Here is a 20,109-nt window from a genome sequence, read left to right on the forward strand (position 1 = left end):
TAGGTTAAATTGAAAGGATGATGTACTACTATGAAAGTAACAGATCAGTTAATAGTACAAAAAACTAAAAAGTTAAAACGCATATATGAAAATTATAAAATATCACCAAATCATTTAAACATTAATGGAGAAGACTTTTATGTTGTTTATTACAGGCCAAAGTTTGCTAATAAAGTAAGTGCTCTCACTGTAGTGTCTACAAAGAATGACTTAACAATTGAAGAGCTTGAAAAAGCTTTTGAAAAATTAACATACTTACACAATTTTATAAATTCTATCTTTGATGGAAAACAGAAAAAAGATAATAATATGGCAGGTTTTAAAGCCGTTCAGGATTTTATTATTAGAGTATTATCAGAATTTGAATTAACTGAATCTGATAAGAGAGTATATATACAATGTTTAGATGCTATAAAAGCTGTTCAAAAATATCAGGAAAAACATGATGACATTATGTCTGAGAGTGAAAAATACCTTTTGAACAAAGCAAATGAAGAGCAGAAGTTTTATGAAACTGATATTAATGAATTACTAGGTTTATTGGCAGAACTTGATTATGTTCAGTTTAAGCAATTAAGAAATATACTGGAAGCATCAAAACTGACCTCATTTATAAGTGAACAAATTAATGAATCAAACTCCATGAAAGAACTAGTTAATAATAGTTTACAAACATACATCAATGAATTAATTAACTTAGAAACAAAAGCAAAAGAAAACTTGAAACAACTAACACATGTAAAAAATATTGAGTATTTGTCAGAAGCAGAGCACAAAGAAGTTTTTAAAGAGTTAGCTCTAAGTAATCAAAAAGAGGCTTTGCCAGATTTAAAGAAAGACTTGAGATTACCAATCTTGGTGGACACTAAGTGACGTTATGGAGTTAGGGTAGTTTATGATCTTAAAATACCGACTTATTCCGATAATTGGTTTAACGAAAAAGAGGAGGCCTAATATGTTTAGCTTGCGTGCATTTATCCAAGCAATTGGTGTATCACTAATCATTACAATTGTTATTTCATTTCTAATGGGGTTCTTTTCTCTATTTGCATTTGAATGGATGATTATCATTAGTTTTTTAGTTTCATATATTAGCATCGGAATATTAGCGTCTCTTTGGAATATGAAAACACCGTACTTCGCGGCGTTTTTAGGATGCATTACATTAACTGTAATAAACTTTATATTTTCAAATTTTGTTTTAAGCATTCCTATTTTATTAAATCCAGCTTTAATACAAGAGAACTTTATTTATAGTACGTTTGTATCGATGCTAACTGCAATTATTGTTATACCAATTATTAAGAGAAGAGAGCAGGTAGCTATATGATTAAGGAAAGCTTTAGTATATATAATCGTTATCTCATTCAAATTATGTTGTTATCGGTTATAATCATTATTCCTCTATCAATTATTTGTTATTTTGGAATGGTTTATTTAATGCAAGAGTTGGATCAAAGCCAATATGCAAACTTGTATGCTTTGTTCCTAATCATTGTGAACTTTACTCTTGTAATTCCGGTTTTTCGAAGGATGGCAGAAAATGATTTGCAAGATGAAGAAGAAAGTACTTTGATGGATTTAATCTATGAGTTTGCTAAACACTTTGGTTTTATCATAATGATTACAATCCCTGTCTATATCGCAGGAGTGTTGGGAAGTGTCCTTTTATTTATCCCAACAATAATGGCTTTATTAATCATACTTCTCGTTCCATTCTTTGTAGATTATAAGAAGATAAAAGATATCTTTAGACAAGTAGGAAGAGTTTTATTAAAAGAAAATATATCCTTACTGTTTGATTTTGTAATCATTATAAGCCTTCATGTACTTGTGTGGGGATTGATGATGATGTCGCTTTCGAACTTTGAGAATAGTGTGATCGTTTTTGGGTTTGCTAGATCATTAGTAAATGCATTAATTTTTCCTATACTAATCTTTTATTTAACACAAAGGTATAGAAGTGTTGCTTTGACAACCGCATAGGAGGATTGCTATGGAACAAGATGTACTCCCGTTGCCTAAAACTTATTTGATTCTCATGATCATTATGACCTTTATAACACTAGGCGCTTATATAGGCTTTTGGTTTCTAAAGAGGAAGAAACACTTCCAATCTATCAACCAACAACATTATATACCGTTTAGATGGTGGGTTGTTGCAACGATTTATTTAGTGATCTCTTTGTTACTTGCCTTAGTAGGTGAATTAATTTTTACACCGTATGGCTTAGTTCATATAGAATCATTGGAGTTTATCCTAGTATATTTTTTCTTAGCATTACTGTACTTCTCAATTTTTAGAGTGAAAGAGTTGTTAGAAGAATTTGAGGGGCTTGAAATTAACAAATACCTACTATTCATATTTCACATTTTTTATTTGCAATACAAGATTAACCGGTATTTAAGTGAGGTTAACCAGGAGCGATTCCATGAACAAACGGCTTAAGCTTATAAACAATGAAAAAGGATCTTTCAGCTTAGAGTTTTTAGGAATTCTGCCATTATTTTTTATGCTATTTTTAATTCTTTGGCAAGTAGTGGCATCTGGTTATGCTATCTATACTTTAAAATTAGCTGCCAACGAAGGGGCAAAAAACTATGCTATTACTAGGGATTTGAGCGAATCAGAGCAAATAATGATTGATGTAATTGGTGATACGACAGTATTAAGTTATGAAGACATGAGTATTAACAACCATTATAATGGTCGCTTTGAATTAAGTTTAGAAGTTAATCACTTTCTAGTTTTTGTCCCCACTGACTGGAGACCTTCAACATCTATAAAGCTAGAAGAAAAAACAACTGGTCAGGTGTTATTAGAATGAAGAGGCTTTTACGTGAGGAAAGAGGTAATGTTGCTTTATATTTCCTAGGTTTAATGATCGTCATGTCAGTCATCTTTCTACTGTTAGTGAATATTTCAAAGGCATTTGTGGTTAATATGGAGGCGTCATCAGCTACTGAACAAGCAGCCATTGCGGGGTCAAGTGTCATCATTGAAGAAACTTTAACAGCTGTTGAAGAGTACGATGAAATGCTGGTACCAGCAGAAGAAATAGAAGAAGGACTCAAGAAAGTTCAAGAATTAATTGATGAACAACAAGAATCTTATGTCTCAACTGGAATGAATCCTCATCAGGCTTATGTTTATGCACTTAATGATGTGCTGCCCGATGAGATTGAAGAGCGACATTTGTTAAAAGTAACAATAGAGAACCATTTTATGAATGTTGGTTTGCATAATCAGATACTTTCCGCTGTTCAATCCATAATTGTTGATAACAATGGGAGTATAGAGGATACTATAGTAATTTTGTCAGAAGAGGATTGGCGTTTAGAAGTTGAATCGACAGCAACATTTAGTAGTGTTTCTGATGGTGATATCATTCCAACATTTGAAGAACAGATCCCTAATAAAGGTTATGGACCACAATTAATATTCTTAAAAAATATATTTGAGTAAAAATTATAAAAAGGACTCTAGGCCACAAGAATAAATGGCCATGCCTAACACTTCCTTTTTCTATGACTTCACAAAAATTTTAATATTCTTGAAGGTGATTCATGAAAGTTACCGATAGTTTAATTATAAATAAAACGGAAAAATACAAAAAGTTTTATGAAAACTACAGAATATCTCCAAATCATATAAACATAAATGGAGAAGACTATTATATTTCTTCTTTTAATACTAAAGTTTTTAAAAAACACAATGGTTCAGCTCTAATTTCAACAAAGAAAAGCTTAACCCGAGAAGAAGTTAATTATGCATATGAAAAATTGGTTTACTTACTAAGTTTTATTATCTCAGCCTTAGAAGGAGAATTTAAGTTAGAAAGTAACATGCAAGGGTTCAAAGCGACGCAGGGTTTTGTCGAGGAAGTGCTATCTAATGTTAATTTAACTGAAAGTAACAAGAAATTGTTTGAACAGTGTTCTCAAGCATTAAAACAAGTTCAACAATGTCAAAGTAATCATGATCGAGTTATGTATAGTTATCAAGATTATTTAGATGACAAATCAGAAACAGGTCAGAAGTTTTATGAATCTGATATTGATCATGTATTAGAAGTAATGGCAGATCTTGATTATATCCAATATTACCAAGTAAAAGCGTCACTAGATGCTGCTAAGTTACTTAAGCAAGCTAAAAAGGTCAAAAAGCAACAACCCGAGATTAAAAAGTATATCGATCGAGAAGTAGCTTTTTATATAAAGTTAATAGTAAGAGGTGAAGTGGAAGCTAAGAGAAATTTAAAAGAACTAAAACGTGTTGATCATATGGAGTCTTTGACGGAAGAGGAGCACAAACGGCTTTTCAAAGAGTCAGCCATTAACAATCAAAAAAGTATTTCCCAAAATTAAAGAAAGATTTAAGAAATGTTGAGTTAAAAACTTAACTAATTACCTTGTAGATAACCATTGGAAAGGCAATGTTAAAGACACAGGGAAAGCTATGTGGAATACGACGAAAGAAACAGCCAAGAATGCATGGGGGACTGTTAAAGGTTGGTTTTCATAGTAATGTGGGGTAATTAAATGACAAATGATAAAAGGGTTCAAAAATTCGTTAAAAAGTATAAAAAGTTTTATGAAAGGTCTTGGGTTGGCCAGCAAACCCTTCTATATAACGGTAAAAAATACTATATGGGGTTTTACCAAGCCTTTAAAAAGGATACTGGAGCTGTGTTCTTTACATTAGATTCTGGTGCTTCAAAGGTTGAATACCGAGAAGCTTTTGAGTGGTTTATCATTTCAATTAGGCGTTTAGCAACCATAAGAGATTTGGGTGAAGAAAGAAGAAACATAAATATGATAGGGTTTAAAACGACTAAAAATTTCTTAGAGAGCGTTGTAAATGAGGTGAGATTATCATCTGAAGAACATAGACTTTTTCAAGAAGGGATTAAGTCTATTTCTGAATCACTGAAGTTACAAGATGATTTATTAAAACTAATGAAGAACTTTGACCAGTTTTACAACTCTAAAAGCCCTGACCATTTGTATTCAACGGACGATGTTCAATACTTACAACGAGTGAACAATGAAATAGATTATATACAGTATACACAAGTAAAAGGGTTCCGTGATTCAATAAGCCTTTTTAAGAGAATTAGAGATATTGCTAATAATAATAGTGAAGTAAAGAAATTAACTAACCATGGAGTGGCAACTTATATTAATGAACACTGTAAAGGAAAGGAATCCATAAGGAAAAACCTAGATGATATTACATTTATCCAAGGTGCAGACCAAATGAATAAGGACGAATATATTGATGCTGTGCAAAGAGAGTTTGTTGAGAGGCAGAAAAGATTAAATATAGATTTAATGAAAGAATTAAGGTTTCCAAATGATTTGGTTTTATAGTGCTGTAGATTATTAGGCTAAGGAGTTGGGTTTAATGTGGTGAAAGTAAATGATATTCACAGGGTTGCAAAGAAATACAAGAAGTTTTACGAAAGTTATTGGATCGATCAGCAAGTACTTGTTTATAACAATAAAAGATATTATTTAGCTTTTTATAAAGTACTAAAAAAAGATACGGGAGGGGCGTTTTTCACACTTGAACCAGGTGCTTCAGAGAGGGAATACAAAGAAGCATTTGAGTGGTTTACACTTCTATTAATGCGCTTAGGGTCTATAAAGGACGTTGGTGAAGAAAGAAGAAATATTAATATGACTGGTTTTGAGAAGGTTAATGAATTCTTGAAGAGAGTGGATAAAGAAGTAAGTCTGTCACAAAGTGAATACGAATTGGTGCAAAAAGGTATTGACTCTACTAGATATGCATTATCGCTACAAAAAAATTTAGTTAAATTAATGAATGATTTTGATCAGTTCTTAAAGGATAAAGAACCGAATCATGAGTATTCAATAGAAGATGTAGAATATATACAATGTGTAAATAATGAAATCGATTATATACAATACCATCAAGTAAAGGATTTTTATGAATCTGTAGACACTTTTCAAGAGATTAATAACATTGTATATAAGCGAAGAGAGATAAAGGGATTAATGGATACTGCAATTCAAACTTACCTAAAGGAACATTGTATGAATAAAGAAAAACTAAGGAAAACACTAGATAACATTACTCATGTGGAAGGACTCGATGAATTGAGTAAGGAAGAATATATTAATGCTGTACAGAAAGATTTTGTTAAGAGGCAACAATTATCGAATCGAAGTCTAATGAAAGAGTTAAGATACCCTAAATTAATGTGAGGGATCTAGAATGTCTACTGAACATGGTTTTGTAAAAAAGTATAAAAGGTTTCTAGAATCCTATAGAATTGATCAACATGAATTGGTTTATAACAACAATAATTATTCTCTTGCTTATTATTATAGGTTTAGTAAAACAAGTGGTGCTGTTTTCTTTACACTTAATCAGAATGTCTCTAAAGAAGATTATCATAACGCGTTCCATTGGTTTGTTCTGTTGATCAGACGATTGAGTACCATAAAAGACTTAGGTGAAGAAAGAAGAAACATTAACATGACTGGGTTTAAAAAGACTAAGGAATTTTTAAACAGTGTAATTAATCAAGTACATTTAAGTACAGAAGAACTTAACCTATTGCAAGCTGGAGTTAAATCTATAGACAAGTCATTGAGACTACAGGGTGACTTAATTAAGATAATGAAGGACTTTGACCAGTTTTATGCTTTAAAAAGCCAAAATCATAAGTATTCACTAGAAGATGTTAAATACTTGAACAGAGTGAATAATGAAATCGATTATATTCAGTACACCCAAGTAAAAGGTTTCTATGACTCTATTGATACTTTTAAAAGTATCAGAGAGGTTGTTAAATATAAATCGGAAAGCAAAAATCTTCTTAATAGTGAAGTAGAAACCTATCTTGACGAACACTGTAAAGATAAAGGTAATATAATGGAAAATTTGAATGAAATTACATTCATAAATAACCCAGAGAGTATGAGCAAAGAGGAATATATTAAGTCTGTACAAAAAGATTTTGAAGAAAGACAAAGGAGGTCCAATAAAGTTTTAATAAGCCACTTAAGGTATCCCAAAAAACTTACTGTTTAGATCGAGAAGATTAGATTTTAGGGGATTTAAGAATCCAAAAGTAAAGGTGAATCCTATGCAAACACTGAGTAAAAGGGTTAGAAACAACAAAGGTTCAGTTACAATTGAATTTTTGGGGATCATTCCACTTGTGTTGATTTTGTTAGCTGTATTAATTCAGTTTATTGTTGGTGTGAACGGATATTTGGTTGCTCAGTCAGCTGCCAATGAGTACGCAAAGGTTTATTCAGTAACACAAAGTTCTACTGAAGCATCAAGTGCAGCTAATCGAATTTTAACATCAACGGGTGATTACTTAGAAGGTTCAGTTTCTAGTCTTAATGTAACTGGAAAGAACTTTGACGCCGACATCAATGTGAGTATAAGTCTAATATTCTTACCTGATGAGATTTTAGGTTGGAGTACACCCTCAATAAGTTTCACTACTTCAGCCCATGGTCGGGTGATTGAGTAATGAAAAATTATCTAAATGAAAGAGGAAACATTGCCATATTCGTTCTTGGGATGCTAAGTATCATAATGGTCATGTTTATATTAGTTATAAACATGGCGAGTGCTTTAGCTACTAAAGAACAATCCTCTACTACAGTTCAACAAGCAAGCTTGGCTGCGACAAGTGTATTTTATGAAGAGGTTAGTAGGGTTATAGATGAATATGAAGATGAGACGTTGGAAGGATCCTTACTAGCATTTTTCGAGGATTTCAATGAAAAAGTCTCCGACAGAGTTGACCAACTTTCTAGTTCAGGCGGTTATACAGGTTGGTCGCAAAATGAAATTAATATAGAGGCATTTAACCAAGTGTTAACAGAAGAATTAAATGAGCCAATAGTCAGAACAACTTTAAGTGGTTTACTTCAAGACGAAGAAGTAAGAACGAGTGTAATTAATGAAGCAAGAAATACTATTCAAAGAAACAACGGAGTTTTAGATGGTGCTGTATTAACCGTAAGTGACAATCGTTTTTATGTAAGGGCTGCCAATGAGTTTGAATCAACATCTTTAGATAGTATTGTGGGGCAGATTAACGAAAATGTGTATCAAGAATCAGCGGGTCCAACGATAGATTTTTTAGAAGTCATTTGGCCTAGTTCTAATACTATTCCATTGGATTAATGAGAGGAGAGAATCAAATTGTCAAAATCCGAAAAAAGATGGCGCAGGTTTTATATGATTTTAATGTTATTTATTTACATTATTGTTGTACCTGTAATGGCCATTGATTGGTTAGGAGGTTCAGGTGGGTTTCCTTATACAGCTATTATAGTTGGTACAGCTCTACCGTTAATACGAAAAAACCACCTTAATGCAATAAGACATAAAGAACTACACGAGGCGGTGTAGCATAAAAATATAAAGGGAGATGAAGGGATTTGAAGAAGTTTAAAAGTTTACTTATGGGACTTGTTTTGGCGGTATTACTAGCAGCATGTACATCTGCGGAAACAGAAGAATTAATTGAATACCACAATGGTTTTGTAGACTTATGGGAAGAAAAAGGTGAAGAGATGGATGTACTTGCTCAAGAAGCGATGAATTTAACTTCAATAGAAGAGGTCTATGAGTTAGAACGTGATGAGTTTTTACCAATTGTTGATGAGATTGTGGAATTTGTGACGTCACAGTCTCCTGATAGTGACGTTGCTTTGGAGTATCATGGTATGAGAGATGAACAGGTTCAGGTATGGAGTGAAGCAGTATATGCTGATTTTGAGCTTCTTGAACAACTTGCTAACGGTGAAATTACAGAGGAAGAATCATTTGAATTATATGAAGACGTTGAAGTCTTGTACATTGAGGCTGAGCAGTTAATGATGGAAGCAGATGATAAAATAGAAGAGTTATCTGAGGAACATGATTTTACTTTAGAGGAAATTGAGGAATAGAGCATTAGAATGCCCAGCTGACTATATTAGTCTTAGCTGGGCTATTTTTGATTCGTTTACGACCTTGCTTTCTCAAATAGATGGGTACTATGAATGCTTAGCTTAGCCTTAGGGTCAATTAATGACTTAGCATGGTTAACTGCAATGGGCGCTTCTCCAAATCCTGTTGCAATTAGCTTCGGTTTACCTTCATAAGTACAAATGTCACCTGCAGCAAAGATTCCTGATATATTCGTTTCCATTTTGGAGTTAACGAAGATGCTATTTTTTTGAAGCTCAATTCCCCATGTTTTTAGTGGTCCTAATGAAGTAACAAAGCCATAGTTTACAATGACATCATCTACATCGATTATGTTAATTCTTTCTCCTTTAACCTCTTTAACAGCAACTTGTTCGATGCGGTTGTGTTCTCCGGTTATATTATCAACTTCAAATGGCGTCATAATGTTAACTGTTGAATGTTTTAACTGTGTTACGCTATGTTCATGGGCACGAAAGCGTTCACGTCTATGAATAAGTGTGACTTGCTTAGCGATTGGCTCCAACGCTAATGACCAATCAATTGCTGAGTCACCGCCTCCACAGATAAGTACGCGTCGATTTTTAAACGCATTTAATTTATGAACGAAGTAATGTAAATTTCCACCTTCATATTGTTCGGCTTGATCTATTTTAAGCTTTCGTGGTTGAAATGCTCCGGCACCTGCAGTAATAATAATTGTTTTGGAGTAGTGTGTTCTACTGTTGGTGAATATTTCGAAATGGTCATCGATGCGGTTAATTTCTGTCACTGATTCTTTTAAATGGATGGAAGGTGAGAATGTTTTAGCTTGCTCGTATAAGTGGTCGACTAATTCTTGTGCTTTCACCTTAGGAAACCCAGCAACATCATAAATATATTTGTCAGGGTATAAAGCTGCTAATTGCCCTCCAACTTGGGGCATGCTATCAATAACATTGACCGAAGCCTCTCGCATTCCTGCGTAAAAAGCTGTAAACAACCCTACTGGCCCAGCTCCAATTACTGTAATATCATATATGCGGTCATTCAATATGACCACCCTCCCTTTATAACGTTTTTTAAACGGTAATTAACATTTATGTTATATAAAAGAATACAAAAGTTACTTTACACTGTCAATATATTATGAACTAAAAACGACATGACAAAAATATGTTATATTAAAGTTGCAGATTAATGAGGAGGGATGGTTATGATCTACCGCTACAAGAATCATACCCCACGAATAGATGAGACAGCTTTTATTGCAGATAACGCTAGAGTTATTGGTGATGTTGAGATCGGAAAGGAATCTAGCATTTGGTTCAATGTCACAGTACGAGGTGATGAAGGACCTATTCGAATTGGTGATCGTTGCAATATACAGGAAAACTCCATGTGTCACCTGTATGAACAGTTTCCGCTTACTCTAGAAGATGAAGTGTCAGTTGGCCATAACGCCATTGTCCATGGGTGTACGTTAAGAAAGGGTGTGCTCGTTGGCATGGGCGCAACAGTGTTAGATGGAGCTGAAGTTGGTGAGTACTCTATTATTGGTGCGAACAGTTTAGTTCCATCAGGTAAAGTGATCCCACCACGTTCACTTGTATTAGGATCACCAGGTAAAGTCGTTCGTGAGTTAACAGATGATGATCTTGCAATGATCGAAGAAACAATTAAAGTTTACGCGGAAAAAGGGCAAGAATTTAATGACCCGGATATTTTTGAACGAGTTTCAAGGACATAAATGGTGTTATCTAAGCAAGTAGATTAATCGGAGAATGAAAGAAGTCATCGGATTCCTAAATAATCCGATGACTTCCCTATTCAAAGACAGATTCAAAAAAGCGTGTGGCTGGTGTTTGTAGTAATTCATGATAATCAGAGAATAATGCCGCAGCGGAATCCCCTAACCATTGATCAGGTAACAGTTCTTCAGGTAAGTTTGGGTCGACAAATAAAAACTTCCGGTATTCATGAACTAGTGATGCACATTTTACGAAGCATTGCCCATCACTAATCTCCCCTTTTTCGACTAAGTTTTTATCGATATAATACTTCTCACTGTACGCCTTTATAAATTGTGAATATTTAGCATTAACATCACCTAAATCCCAACACTCATTAACTAAATCGTGAGGTGAGCTCATTCCTTCATATGTTGCATTAAAAAATGTAATGTAAGATGCAATATCGTACTTCTCAACTAAGCGGTGAACTTGTTCTTCAAGTGGATTTGGTGTAATCCAGCAACTGTTTGTTAATGAACCGAAACCACTCCAAACTAATTCTTTTCTAAGTTCATCCCTTAAGTGTCTTTTACTTTCAGGAATGGAGTAGACAAGCATTCGCCACTTACCATCCCATTGAGGTGATTCAGATTTATAGATTCGTTTTGAAGCCTCTTCCATTCGGGCTTTCCCTTGTTCAGTCAAGGAATAGTAACTTTTATTCCCTCTTTTCTCAGACTGAAGCCAGCCTTGTTTGCTCATTCTAGAAATGGCCGCTCGTACCGATTGTTCATTATGTCCGAATTCTTCTAATAAACGTATTAAACCTCCAATCCAAATAACATTTCCATAATGCCTTATGTAGTCACCGTATAACGTAAAAATCATCGAGCGTGTCTTAAACTGTTTATCCATTTCTTTATCAGATCCTTCTTTTCTAGTTGATTGTTTAATAACTAGTTTACTACACATTGGTGAATTATTCATTCTTTTTTTATCAATATGTCCAATTGAACGTAAGCAAATCTACGAATATTAACCTTTTCACCGTACATATAATGAAATGAGTAGTTCATTATATTTTTTGAAAATTAAAATATTTATATTGAAGTTTATGTAACGTTTTGATATGATTACGTTAAATAATCGTGATGGGGAGATGCTTCTGTATGTATAACTATATTGAATATGGTGGTTCTGAAAAGCCTCATGAATCAAATCATGACCAAGAGAAATATACAAAATTCATGGCACGAATTGAGGCAGGAGAGAAAATCGAGCCAGATGATTGGATGCCAGATGATTACAGGCAAGGCCTTATTAAATTAATTTCAATGCACGGTATTAGTGAAATAATGGGTGCTTTACCTGAGAAAGAGTGGGTACCTAAAGCACCAACCATGAAACGAAAGCTAGGGATTATGGCAAAGGTTCAAGATGAGATGGGCCATGGTCAACTGTTACTACGAGTCGCTGAGGATTTGATGAAACCATATGATCAAAACCGTGAAAACATAATGGAAGATCTATTAAGTGGTGATCTTAAATTTCACAACGTCTTTCACATGCCAACGAAAACTTGGGCGGATGCTGGCATGGTCGGATGGTTAGTTGATGGTGCAGCCATCATTTCACAAACAAACATGTTAGATGCTTCTTATGGCCCCTACCAACGTGCACTTCAACGCATATGCCAGGAAGAAGTATTCCACGCACAACATGGAGAAGCCATCATTATGGCATTAGCTGAAGGTACAGAGCATCAAAGACAGATTTTACAAGAATCACTTAACCGCTGGTGGCCAGCACTTCTTATGTTCTTCGGGCCAAGTTCAGCTGACACAACCGGATCTTCCAAACAAGACACGATGATTAAATACCGCATTCGTAAAAACTCCAACGAAGAATTACGACAAGCATTTCTCGATAAATATCTGCCTCGTGTATTTTCATTAGGACTGAGCGTACCAGATGAAACTGTTCACTATGATGAAGAGAAACAACATTGGGTTTATCAACAACCAGATTGGAATGAATTTAAACAAATTATTAAAAACAAAGGACCACGCTCTAAAGAACGTCTACGTTTACGTGAGATTGCCTATGAAAACAACCGTTGGGTAAGGCAAGCTTTATCACGTGAGGCTGTTGGTCAATAAGGAGAAAGGAGAGGTTTTATGTCGGAATCGCATGAATCTAACTTTTACCAAGAATATGAAGTTTTTAGTAAGAAAAGTAATAAAACGCCCATGCAATATCAATTTAGCTTGTTAGCCCCTAATGAGGAAATGGCTTTAAATATGGCAGTTGAAAACTTCATGCGACGTGAAGATGTACTAGATGTTTGGGTTGTTAAACGTAGTAATATTCGTTCGATGACAAGTGAAGAACGAATAGACCTAACGAAACGTCTGGACAATAAAGACTACCGTAAAACAAAAGGATATGGTTACTTACGTAAGAAATGGAAAGAAAAAGAACAAGGTATGTTAGATGAGAAAGAAATAATGTCATGGAAAGAGGTGAAAAAGAAATGACGCAAGTTGAAACGGCTAAGGATGCAATGAATGACGAAACTTACTTAAAAGCTTTAAAAGATATACTTTACCAGTTAGCAGATGATGACTTTCTCATTTCTTTTCGCGGGTCTGAATGGCTTGGTTTAGCACCGCACATTGAAGAAGATGTCGCATTCTCCTCGATCACACAAAATACGATGGGTCATGCACTTATGTATTACACCTTACTTGAGGAATTAGGTGAGGGTGAAGCTGATGTGCTTGCACATGAGCGTGGCCCGAGTGAGAGGAAAAATGCGATTTACTTTGAGAAGAAAAACGGTGAAGGTGACTATCTAACAGAACCATACTATGACTGGGCATTAGCAGTCGTTCGAAACTTTCTCTATGAATCTTTCAAAAAGGTTAAGTTGGAAGTGTTAACAAAAAGTTCGTACACACCACTCGCTAATGTCTCTGGAAAAGTGTTAATGGAACAACCCTATCACTTAGCACATTGGCGCATTTGGTTTAACCAGCTTTACAACTCGACTGAACATGCGAAAGCTAGATTAGAAGAGCGGTTAGAAGAAGCGTGGGGGCAGTTTAGCGATGTGCTAGAGTTAGGTCCACATGCGACTGAATTAGAGCATTTTGGAATTATTGTAGGGGAAGATGAGCTGAAAGAACGTTTTTTAAAGGAGATAGAAAGTACAATCGGAACATTTCCGGAAAAACCACTAGCCAAAAATCTAGGAAGTGGCAGAGAAGGTGAGTATACTGAAGATTTAAATCAAGCACTAAAAACTCTATCTGAAGTGTACCGAAGTGATGAGAAGGCTGTATGGTAAGTCTGATTACGAAAAGGAGGTGACGGCAAAGTGACTGATGGATTGATAGAAGAAGTTAAAGAGGTGTTAAAGACTGTCGATGACCCTGAGCTTCCTTCTGTTAGTGTCGCTGACCTCGGAATGGTTCACACAATCAAAGTCGTCAACAATCAAGTGTTTGTCACTATGGTTCCGACTTTTGCGGGGTGTCCTGCATTAGACTTCATTAAAGAAGATGTTAAGAAAGCTGTTTTAGAACTAGATTTGGTGACAGACTGCCAAGTTGAGTTTTCGTTCCAAGAAAAATGGTCAACAGATGCCATTACAGAAGAAGGGAAGAGGCAACTAAAGAAGCATGGAATAGCACCTCCACCAGAAGATTATCAACCAGGACAACAATGGTCAGTTGATTGTCCGTATTGTGGTTCAGACTACACCTCGATGGATAATGTCTTTGGTCCAACAGCATGCCGTAGTATTTTGTATTGCAGCTCGTGTAAAAACCCGTTTGAAGCAATGAAACCTGTTGTGGAATATATAATTAATTAATAAATGAGAGGGGACTTTAAATGGTTAAATTAATCGCGATTTACAAACAACCAGAAGATCAGGAGAGGTTTGATGAGCATTACTATAACGTACACACACCACTAACGCAAAAGATTCCAGGATTAAAAGACATGAAAGTGACAAAAATTGTCGGTTCTCCGATGGGAAAAACGGATTATTACTTACTCTGTGAGATGTATTACGACAGTCATGAAGCTTTGCAAGAAGCAATGAAGACAGATGAAGGAAAAGCATCTGGAAAAGATGTCATGAAATTTGCCGGTGATATTGTAACACTAGTAATTGGTGAGGAAGTTGCTGTTAATGTCTAATACATACATTGAATCGTATGTAGAGGATCAAATCGGGGTAATTCAACTGAATCGTCCTGATGTATTAAATGCTTTAAACCGGCAAATGATTGGTGAGATCGTAGAGAAACTAGAAAAATATGACGAAGATGACAATGTCCGTGTCATTATTATGAAAGGTAACGCGCGTGCATTTGCAGCTGGGGCAGATATTGAGGAAATGATTGATGAAACACCTTTAACGATGGAGTTACAAGACCCTTTTGCAGTATGGGATCGCATAACATTAATTAATAAGCCGATTATTGCAGCAGTTAATGGTGTTGCTTTAGGTGGTGGGTTTGAGCTAGCCCTTCATTGTGACTTAATTGTTTCAGGAGAGTCAGCTAAGTTCGGGTTTCCTGAAGTGAAGTTAGGGGTTATGCCGGGTGCAGGCGGTACACAGCTTCTAACGAAAGCAATTGGTAAAAGAAAAGCACTTGAGTGGATTTGGTTAGGTGAACAAATGAGTGCTCAAGAAGCTATGAACTTAGGTGCAATTAATCGAGTTGTAGCAGATGAGTTAGTCGTAGAAGAAACGTTTCGCCTAGCTAATCAGTTAAAAAACCAGGCGCCAATATCATTGAGGTTGATTAAAGAAGCAGTAAAGGTGGCAGATGAAACACCTTTAATGGATGGTATGAAGTTAGAGCGGAAAAACTTTTATTTAACATTCGCCTCAGACGATCAAAAAGAAGGTATGAAAGCTTTTACTGAGAAACGTTCACCTTCTTTTAAGGGAGTGTAGTTGATGGGAACTAGTTTTCAAACAATTATTTATGAAGAGGCTAAGGGTGTTGCGACGATCAAACTAAACCGCCCATCAGCATACAACGCATTTACAGAAGGTATGAATTATGAGGTGACACGAGCTCTAAAGCAGGCAAACAAAGACCCAAATGTACGCTGCATAGTATTTACGGGTGAAGGAAAGGCGTTTTGTTCTGGGCAAGACTTACAAGGTGTTGATGAAAGCACGAATCACGCAACCTTTTTACGAAATAGGTACCACCCGATGTTAAAAGCTATTAAAGAAACGCCTAAGCCAGTAGTCGCTGCTGTAAACGGAACTGCTGCTGGTGCTGGAATGAGCTTAGCACTTGCATGCGACTTTAGATTAGTGCATTCGAATGTAAAGTTTGTTAGTGCTTTTATGAGCATAGGCTTAATACCAGATTCAGGATTTATTTATAACCTTCCGCGTTTAGTTGGTTATGCTAAAGCGATGGAAATTGCGGTATTAGGTAAGCCTATTACAGGTAAGGAAGCTTTTGAATTAGGTTTAGCAACTGAAGTGGTGGACTTTGAAGAGTGGAATGAGAAAGTAGATGCCTTTACAAGTCAGTTAGCTAATATGCCAACAAAAGCCATTGCGTTAGTGAAGCGTTATATGATGGATAGCATGCATTCGCCATACGAAGACATGTTGGATAAGGAAGCACAAGCTCAGCGTATTGCTGGCTTATCAAATGATCATCAAGAAGGTATGCAAGCTTTTAAGGAAAAACGTCAACCGAATTTCCAAGGAAAATAATTAAGTAGATTAATGAGGAGTGTTTCTAAAATGGAATTAACGAAAGAAACAATCGAACAAGTAGGCGAGATGAAACGTGACCATTATGCGATGATTATTAATGGTGAACGAGTTGAAAGTAGCTCACAGGATACTTTTGAGACCTTTAACCCAGCAAAAGGTGAGGCTATTGCAACAATTGCTAAGGCAAATGAGGAAGACGCTGAAAAGGCAGTACAAGCGGCCCGACAAGCCTTCGATCATGGAAAATGGCGGAAATACCCTGTAGGTAAGCGCTCAAGAGTTTTAAACAATATTGCTTCGATTATGCGTTCTCGTTTTAAAGAGCTCGTTGAAATGGAAGTATTAAATAGCGGTAAATCAGTTGGTGCAGCACAAGTGCAAATCAACCAGTCAATAGAGGACTTTGAATTTTATGCAGGTGCAATTGTAGGTCATCGTGGTGAAGTAAATAACATGCCTTATGGTTTTTTTAACTATACACATAAAGAACCAGTTGGCGTTTGTGCACAAATTATTCCGTGGAACTATCCGATGATGATGGCAGCGTGGAAAATTGCCCCTGCAATCGCAGCGGGTTGCTCTGTTGTTATTAAACCAGCAAGTCTAACACCTATTACGGCAATTTTATTAAATGAAATTTGCCATGAAGCAGGTGTTCCAGAAGGTGTTGTTAATACAGTTCCAGGGTCAGGGAGCGTTGTTGGTGACTATCTAGTACAACATGAAGATATTAATAAAGTAGCTTTTACAGGGTCAACACCAACTGGTAAAGATATTATGGAAAAAGCTTCCCAAACGCTAAAGCGTGTCACACTAGAGCTTGGTGGTAAATCACCGAATATTGTATTTGAAGATGCAGACATGGAAGCGGCTGTTGCTGGGTCTTTATTTGGTATCTATTTCAATACAGGACAATCATGTGAAGCGCGTTCACGTATGTTTGTTCATGAGTCCATTTATGATGAGTTTATGGAGAAATTTATTGAGAAAACAGAAAAACTTCAATCAGGCGATCCGTTTAATAAAGGCACTCACCTTGGTTCAATCGTTAACCAAGAGCAGCTAGACATTATAGACAATTACGTTCAATCAGCTGTTCAAGATGGTGCGACGATTGCAACAGGTGGTAAGCAAATTTTCCCTGAAGGCTTTGAAGACGGTTATTGGTATGCACCTACAGTGATTACGGATGTGACACCTGATATGAAAGCTGTTCAAGAAGAGATCTTCGGACCAGTCGTTGTCGTTGAGAAGTTCACAGATGAAAAAGATGTAATTAAGCGGGCAAATGATACGAAATATGGATTAGGCTCTGCAATTTGGACGACAAACCAAGGTCGTGCAACGCGTGTAGCCCATCAAATTCAAGCAGGTATCGTCATGGTGAATAGTCCATTCTCAGCATTCCCTGGTACACCATTTGGAGGTTATAAGCAATCAGGGTTCGGCCGTGAATTAACAGTCGAAACGCTAGATTTATATATGGAAGATAAGAGTGTACTTTCATACTATGGCTCAAAACCTCTTAATCCATTCAATATTTAAATAATAGATTAAAAGAAAGGTAGAGTGTCCATGACGATAAATCATATAACTGTCGTGGGGGCTGGTGTTATGGGGCGAGGCATAGCATATGTCTCGGCCCTTTCAGGTTTTCAAACTGAGCTTGTTGATGTATCAGAAAGCCAGTTACAAGATGCCTATGAACACGCCAAAAAAACCGCGGCAAAAGGTGTTAAACGTGGGAAAGTGAAAGAGAAACAAGCTGAACAACTATTAGATCACCTCCATACATCAATAGATTTAGAGACCTCAACCTCACAGTCAGACTTAATTATTGAAGCTGTTCCTGAAAAGTCAGATTTAAAACAACATGTACTTAAAACAGCTGATCAACACGCACCAAAACACGCTATATTAGCATCCAATACATCAACCATTAGTCCAACAGAATTAGGTTCTTATACCAAACGCCCTGAAAAAGTAGTCGCGATGCACTTCTTTAACCCAGTGCATGTCATGAAATTAGTTGAAATAATTAGAGGGTTAGAGACGAGTGATGAAACAGTAGAAATCATTCATCAAACAGCTAAGTTGATGGGGAAAGAAACAGTTGAAGTCAATGAATTTCCAGGTTTTGTAACCAGTAGAATAAGTGCCTTAGTAGGAAACGAAGCCTTTCATATGCTTCAAGAAGGGGTTGCTTCTGCTGAGGATATTGATAAGGCGATTAAACTTGGACTCAACTATCCAATGGGACCACTAGAGTTAGGTGATTTAGTCGGCCTAGATGCAAGGTTAAATAATTTAAACTACTTGTATGAAACATTAGGAGAAAAATACCGTCCCGCACCACTGCTCGAAAAATATGTAAAAGCAGGAAGGCTAGGGCGAAAAACAGGTCGCGGGGTTTATGACTATACTGATGAAAACGAGTTGATTAAAAGATGAATGAAGTGGTTATTGTAGATGCTGTGAGAACGCCGATTGGTCGATATAAAGGGGCATTAAAAACGGTTCGCCCTGATGACTTGGGTGCTATAGTGATCCAGGCATTATTAGAACGAAATAGTGAAATCCCTCTTGAAGAGATAGAGGAAGTCATTTTTGGTAATGCCAATCAAGCAGGTGAAGATAACCGTAATGTTGCACGTATGTCGACTTTGTTAGCAGGCTTGCCTACTAGTGTCAGTGCAACAACAGTTAATCGTCTTTGTGGATCTGGTATGGATGCGGTTATCTCAGCAGCTCGTGCAATCGCAGTTGGAGATGGTGATTTATATATTGCTGGTGGGACTGAAAGCATGACAAGAGCGCCTTATGTCATGGCTAAACCAGAGAAAGACTTTCCACGAGGCAATATGGAGATGTATGATACGACGATTGGCTGGCGGTTTACAAATACAAAATTAGAAGAAATGTATGGGGCTGACCCGATGCCTCAAACAGCTGACAACGTGGCGAAACGTTATGGGATTACGAGAGAAGAACAAGATGAATTCGCTTATAGTAGTCAAATGAAGGCTAAAGAAGCGACCGAAAACGCCCGCTTTCAAGATGAGATTGTTCCAGTCAAATATTATGACAAAAAAGGAAATGAGTTCGAAATTACACTAGATGAGCATCCACGCCCTAATACAACACGTGATCAGCTTAGAAAGCTTAAGCCCATTTTTGAAAAGGGTACGGTTACAGCTGGGAATGCTTCAGGTGTTAATGATGGTGCGTCGGCTTTACTTCTTATGAGTAAAGAGAAAGCAAAGCAGTTAGGTATAAAGCCTTTAGCCAAATATGTTGGTGGGGCTACAGCTGGTTTAGAGCCAGATGTTATGGGACTTGGTCCGATCTATTCTACTCAAAAATTGTTAAAACGCACAAACCGCTCAATCGACGAAATTGATTTAGTAGAGTTAAATGAAGCTTTTGCATCGCAATCTTTAGAGTGTATGAAGCAATTAAATTTAGACCAAGAGATCGTTAATGTAAATGGTGGAGCAATTGCTTTTGGTCATCCACTTGGTGCTAGTGGTGCGCGTATTTTAACGACTTTAATTCATGAAATGAAAAAGCGTGATTCGAAACTAGGCCTAGCAACAATGTGTGTTGGTGTTGGGCAGGGAATATCAACACTTATAGAGAATGTATAATTAAAGGAAGTCCTA

The 20,109-nt window shown here is 36.2% G+C and carries 27 protein-coding genes; 25 read left to right on the forward strand and 2 right to left on the reverse strand.

The features are described from left to right. Positions 1-30: 30 nt before the first annotated feature. The 14 genes from ABDZ63_RS11090 to ABDZ63_RS11155 all read left to right on the forward strand — a co-directional run bounded on the left by ABDZ63_RS11090 (position 31) and on the right by ABDZ63_RS11155 (position 8,952). Positions 31-873 carry a hypothetical protein gene (locus ABDZ63_RS11090; RefSeq protein ID WP_343783589.1) on the forward strand — a complete coding sequence of 281 codons (843 nt, stop codon included), beginning with the start codon at positions 31-33 and terminating at the stop codon, positions 871-873. A gap of 82 nt (positions 874-955) precedes the next feature. Then, entirely contained in the window at positions 956-1,330 is a 375-nt protein-coding gene (locus ABDZ63_RS11095; protein WP_343783590.1) for a hypothetical protein, read from the forward strand. Then, entirely contained in the window at positions 1,327-1,986 is a 660-nt protein-coding gene (locus ABDZ63_RS11100; RefSeq protein WP_343783591.1) for a hypothetical protein, read from the forward strand. The genes ABDZ63_RS11095 and ABDZ63_RS11100 overlap by 4 nt, the downstream gene beginning before the upstream one ends. 10 nt (positions 1,987-1,996) lie before the next feature. Continuing rightward, positions 1,997-2,449: a hypothetical protein gene (locus ABDZ63_RS11105; RefSeq protein ID WP_343783592.1), complete on the forward strand. Its 453-nt coding sequence runs from the start codon at positions 1,997-1,999 to the stop codon at positions 2,447-2,449. Further along, positions 2,433-2,828 carry a TadE/TadG family type IV pilus assembly protein gene (locus ABDZ63_RS11110; protein WP_343783593.1) on the forward strand — a complete coding sequence of 132 codons (396 nt, stop codon included), beginning with the start codon at positions 2,433-2,435 and terminating at the stop codon, positions 2,826-2,828. Before ABDZ63_RS11105 ends, ABDZ63_RS11110 begins: the two co-directional genes overlap by 17 nt. Then, a complete protein-coding gene (locus tag ABDZ63_RS11115; RefSeq protein ID WP_343783594.1) occupies positions 2,825-3,466 on the forward strand; it encodes a pilus assembly protein TadG-related protein in 642 nt (213 codons plus the stop codon). The genes ABDZ63_RS11110 and ABDZ63_RS11115 overlap by 4 nt, the downstream gene beginning before the upstream one ends. A gap of 101 nt (positions 3,467-3,567) precedes the next feature. Then, entirely contained in the window at positions 3,568-4,368 is an 801-nt protein-coding gene (locus ABDZ63_RS11120) for a hypothetical protein (RefSeq protein WP_343783595.1), read from the forward strand. 174 nt (positions 4,369-4,542) lie between these two features. Continuing rightward, positions 4,543-5,373 (forward strand): hypothetical protein, encoded by an 831-nt coding sequence (locus tag ABDZ63_RS11125; RefSeq protein ID WP_343783596.1) that lies wholly within the window; start codon positions 4,543-4,545, stop codon positions 5,371-5,373. A 36-nt stretch (positions 5,374-5,409) separates the two neighbouring features. Continuing rightward, complete coding sequence (locus tag ABDZ63_RS11130) at positions 5,410-6,234, forward strand: hypothetical protein (protein ID WP_343783597.1); 825 nt, start codon at positions 5,410-5,412, stop codon at positions 6,232-6,234. A gap of 10 nt (positions 6,235-6,244) precedes the next feature. Beyond that, positions 6,245-7,066: a hypothetical protein gene (locus ABDZ63_RS11135; protein ID WP_343783598.1), complete on the forward strand. Its 822-nt coding sequence runs from the start codon at positions 6,245-6,247 to the stop codon at positions 7,064-7,066. Positions 7,067-7,121: 55 nt separating this feature from the next. Further along, positions 7,122-7,520 carry a TadE/TadG family type IV pilus assembly protein gene (locus ABDZ63_RS11140; protein ID WP_343783599.1) on the forward strand — a complete coding sequence of 133 codons (399 nt, stop codon included), beginning with the start codon at positions 7,122-7,124 and terminating at the stop codon, positions 7,518-7,520. Continuing rightward, positions 7,520-8,182, forward strand: a complete 663-nt coding sequence (locus ABDZ63_RS11145; protein WP_343783600.1) for a Tad domain-containing protein — start codon at positions 7,520-7,522, stop codon at positions 8,180-8,182. Before ABDZ63_RS11140 ends, ABDZ63_RS11145 begins: the two co-directional genes overlap by 1 nt. An 18-nt stretch (positions 8,183-8,200) precedes the next feature. After that, entirely contained in the window at positions 8,201-8,410 is a 210-nt protein-coding gene (locus ABDZ63_RS11150; protein WP_343783601.1) for a hypothetical protein, read from the forward strand. 29 nt (positions 8,411-8,439) lie between these two features. Next, a complete protein-coding gene (locus ABDZ63_RS11155) occupies positions 8,440-8,952 on the forward strand; it encodes a hypothetical protein (RefSeq protein ID WP_343783602.1) in 513 nt (170 codons plus the stop codon). Positions 8,953-9,008: 56 nt separating this feature from the next. Here the strand turns inward: ABDZ63_RS11155 and ABDZ63_RS11160 are convergent, their stop codons facing one another. Next, entirely contained in the window at positions 9,009-10,007 is a 999-nt protein-coding gene (locus ABDZ63_RS11160; RefSeq protein ID WP_425541989.1) for an NAD(P)/FAD-dependent oxidoreductase, read from the reverse strand. Between the two features lie 159 nt (positions 10,008-10,166). On the opposite strand from ABDZ63_RS11160, the gene ABDZ63_RS11165 reads away from it, so the two are divergent. Further along, positions 10,167-10,700 carry a gamma carbonic anhydrase family protein gene (locus ABDZ63_RS11165; protein WP_343783604.1) on the forward strand — a complete coding sequence of 178 codons (534 nt, stop codon included), beginning with the start codon at positions 10,167-10,169 and terminating at the stop codon, positions 10,698-10,700. Positions 10,701-10,776: 76 nt separating this feature from the next. Here the strand turns inward: ABDZ63_RS11165 and paaX are convergent, their stop codons facing one another. Beyond that, the gene (gene paaX, locus ABDZ63_RS11170; protein ID WP_343783776.1) at positions 10,777-11,598 is read right to left on the reverse strand and encodes a phenylacetic acid degradation operon negative regulatory protein PaaX; all 822 of its coding nucleotides are present in this window, start codon (positions 11,596-11,598) and stop codon (positions 10,777-10,779) included. A 254-nt stretch (positions 11,599-11,852) separates the two neighbouring features. Here paaX and paaA point away from each other — a divergent pair, with 254 nt between their 5' ends. From paaA to ABDZ63_RS11220, 10 genes are read left to right on the forward strand one after another with little or no spacing between them, the layout of a single operon-like run. Next, on the forward strand, positions 11,853-12,842 hold the full coding sequence (gene paaA / locus ABDZ63_RS11175; RefSeq protein ID WP_343783605.1) for a 1,2-phenylacetyl-CoA epoxidase subunit PaaA: 990 nt from the start codon (positions 11,853-11,855) through the stop codon (positions 12,840-12,842). An 18-nt stretch (positions 12,843-12,860) separates the two neighbouring features. After that, positions 12,861-13,220, forward strand: a complete 360-nt coding sequence (gene paaB, locus ABDZ63_RS11180; protein ID WP_343783606.1) for a 1,2-phenylacetyl-CoA epoxidase subunit PaaB — start codon at positions 12,861-12,863, stop codon at positions 13,218-13,220. Continuing rightward, positions 13,196-14,032 (forward strand): 1,2-phenylacetyl-CoA epoxidase subunit PaaC, encoded by an 837-nt coding sequence (gene paaC / locus ABDZ63_RS11185; RefSeq protein ID WP_343783607.1) that lies wholly within the window; start codon positions 13,196-13,198, stop codon positions 14,030-14,032. The genes paaB and paaC overlap by 25 nt, the downstream gene beginning before the upstream one ends. Before the next feature lie 30 nt (positions 14,033-14,062). Then, a complete protein-coding gene (paaD, locus tag ABDZ63_RS11190) occupies positions 14,063-14,560 on the forward strand; it encodes a 1,2-phenylacetyl-CoA epoxidase subunit PaaD (RefSeq protein ID WP_343783608.1) in 498 nt (165 codons plus the stop codon). Between the two features lie 20 nt (positions 14,561-14,580). Further along, a complete protein-coding gene (locus ABDZ63_RS11195) occupies positions 14,581-14,892 on the forward strand; it encodes an EthD family reductase (RefSeq protein ID WP_343783609.1) in 312 nt (103 codons plus the stop codon). Then, positions 14,885-15,658 carry an enoyl-CoA hydratase/isomerase family protein gene (locus tag ABDZ63_RS11200; RefSeq protein WP_343783610.1) on the forward strand — a complete coding sequence of 258 codons (774 nt, stop codon included), beginning with the start codon at positions 14,885-14,887 and terminating at the stop codon, positions 15,656-15,658. The genes ABDZ63_RS11195 and ABDZ63_RS11200 overlap by 8 nt, the downstream gene beginning before the upstream one ends. Before the next feature lie 3 nt (positions 15,659-15,661). Next, on the forward strand, positions 15,662-16,444 hold the full coding sequence (locus tag ABDZ63_RS11205) for an enoyl-CoA hydratase/isomerase family protein (protein ID WP_343783611.1): 783 nt from the start codon (positions 15,662-15,664) through the stop codon (positions 16,442-16,444). 30 nt (positions 16,445-16,474) lie between these two features. Then, complete coding sequence (locus tag ABDZ63_RS11210) at positions 16,475-17,992, forward strand: aldehyde dehydrogenase family protein (RefSeq protein WP_343783612.1); 1,518 nt, start codon at positions 16,475-16,477, stop codon at positions 17,990-17,992. A 30-nt stretch (positions 17,993-18,022) separates the two neighbouring features. Next, positions 18,023-18,898 (forward strand): 3-hydroxyacyl-CoA dehydrogenase, encoded by an 876-nt coding sequence (locus ABDZ63_RS11215; protein WP_343783613.1) that lies wholly within the window; start codon positions 18,023-18,025, stop codon positions 18,896-18,898. Then, positions 18,895-20,094, forward strand: coding sequence for a thiolase family protein (locus ABDZ63_RS11220; protein WP_343783614.1), 1,200 nt, complete (start codon positions 18,895-18,897; stop codon positions 20,092-20,094). The genes ABDZ63_RS11215 and ABDZ63_RS11220 overlap by 4 nt, the downstream gene beginning before the upstream one ends. Positions 20,095-20,109 lie beyond the last annotated feature (15 nt).

Origin of the sequence: Alkalibacillus silvisoli (assembly GCF_039521975.1) — a bacterium.
Classification (GTDB): Bacteria; Bacillota; Bacilli; order Bacillales; family Alkalibacillaceae; genus Alkalibacillus; species Alkalibacillus silvisoli.

What these genes read in the sequence shown, in the direction of transcription:
- ABDZ63_RS11120 (WP_343783595.1), top strand. Translation starts at nt 3,568, where the DNA reads ATGAAAGTTACCGATAGTTTAATTATAAATAAAACGGAAAAATACAAA.
- ABDZ63_RS11100 (WP_343783591.1), top strand. Translation starts at nt 1,327, where the DNA reads ATGATTAAGGAAAGCTTTAGTATATATAATCGTTATCTCATTCAAATT.
- ABDZ63_RS11105 (WP_343783592.1), top strand. Translation starts at nt 1,997, where the DNA reads ATGGAACAAGATGTACTCCCGTTGCCTAAAACTTATTTGATTCTCATG.
- ABDZ63_RS11195 (WP_343783609.1), top strand. Translation starts at nt 14,581, where the DNA reads ATGGTTAAATTAATCGCGATTTACAAACAACCAGAAGATCAGGAGAGG.
- ABDZ63_RS11110 (WP_343783593.1), top strand. Translation starts at nt 2,433, where the DNA reads ATGAACAAACGGCTTAAGCTTATAAACAATGAAAAAGGATCTTTCAGC.
- ABDZ63_RS11165 (WP_343783604.1), top strand. Translation starts at nt 10,167, where the DNA reads ATGATCTACCGCTACAAGAATCATACCCCACGAATAGATGAGACAGCT.
- ABDZ63_RS11210 (WP_343783612.1), top strand. Translation starts at nt 16,475, where the DNA reads ATGGAATTAACGAAAGAAACAATCGAACAAGTAGGCGAGATGAAACGT.
- ABDZ63_RS11115 (WP_343783594.1), top strand. Translation starts at nt 2,825, where the DNA reads ATGAAGAGGCTTTTACGTGAGGAAAGAGGTAATGTTGCTTTATATTTC.
- ABDZ63_RS11200 (WP_343783610.1), top strand. Translation starts at nt 14,885, where the DNA reads ATGTCTAATACATACATTGAATCGTATGTAGAGGATCAAATCGGGGTA.
- ABDZ63_RS11205 (WP_343783611.1), top strand. Translation starts at nt 15,662, where the DNA reads ATGGGAACTAGTTTTCAAACAATTATTTATGAAGAGGCTAAGGGTGTT.
- paaB (WP_343783606.1), top strand. Translation starts at nt 12,861, where the DNA reads ATGTCGGAATCGCATGAATCTAACTTTTACCAAGAATATGAAGTTTTT.
- paaA (WP_343783605.1), top strand. Translation starts at nt 11,853, where the DNA reads ATGTATAACTATATTGAATATGGTGGTTCTGAAAAGCCTCATGAATCA.
- ABDZ63_RS11095 (WP_343783590.1), top strand. Translation starts at nt 956, where the DNA reads ATGTTTAGCTTGCGTGCATTTATCCAAGCAATTGGTGTATCACTAATC.
- ABDZ63_RS11140 (WP_343783599.1), top strand. Translation starts at nt 7,122, where the DNA reads ATGCAAACACTGAGTAAAAGGGTTAGAAACAACAAAGGTTCAGTTACA.
- ABDZ63_RS11215 (WP_343783613.1), top strand. Translation starts at nt 18,023, where the DNA reads ATGACGATAAATCATATAACTGTCGTGGGGGCTGGTGTTATGGGGCGA.
- ABDZ63_RS11220 (WP_343783614.1), top strand. Translation starts at nt 18,895, where the DNA reads ATGAATGAAGTGGTTATTGTAGATGCTGTGAGAACGCCGATTGGTCGA.
- ABDZ63_RS11135 (WP_343783598.1), top strand. Translation starts at nt 6,245, where the DNA reads ATGTCTACTGAACATGGTTTTGTAAAAAAGTATAAAAGGTTTCTAGAA.
- ABDZ63_RS11090 (WP_343783589.1), top strand. Translation starts at nt 31, where the DNA reads ATGAAAGTAACAGATCAGTTAATAGTACAAAAAACTAAAAAGTTAAAA.
- ABDZ63_RS11125 (WP_343783596.1), top strand. Translation starts at nt 4,543, where the DNA reads ATGACAAATGATAAAAGGGTTCAAAAATTCGTTAAAAAGTATAAAAAG.
- paaC (WP_343783607.1), top strand. Translation starts at nt 13,196, where the DNA reads ATGGAAAGAGGTGAAAAAGAAATGACGCAAGTTGAAACGGCTAAGGAT.
- paaX (WP_343783776.1), bottom strand. Translation starts at nt 11,598, where the DNA reads ATGGATAAACAGTTTAAGACACGCTCGATGATTTTTACGTTATACGGT.
- ABDZ63_RS11145 (WP_343783600.1), top strand. Translation starts at nt 7,520, where the DNA reads ATGAAAAATTATCTAAATGAAAGAGGAAACATTGCCATATTCGTTCTT.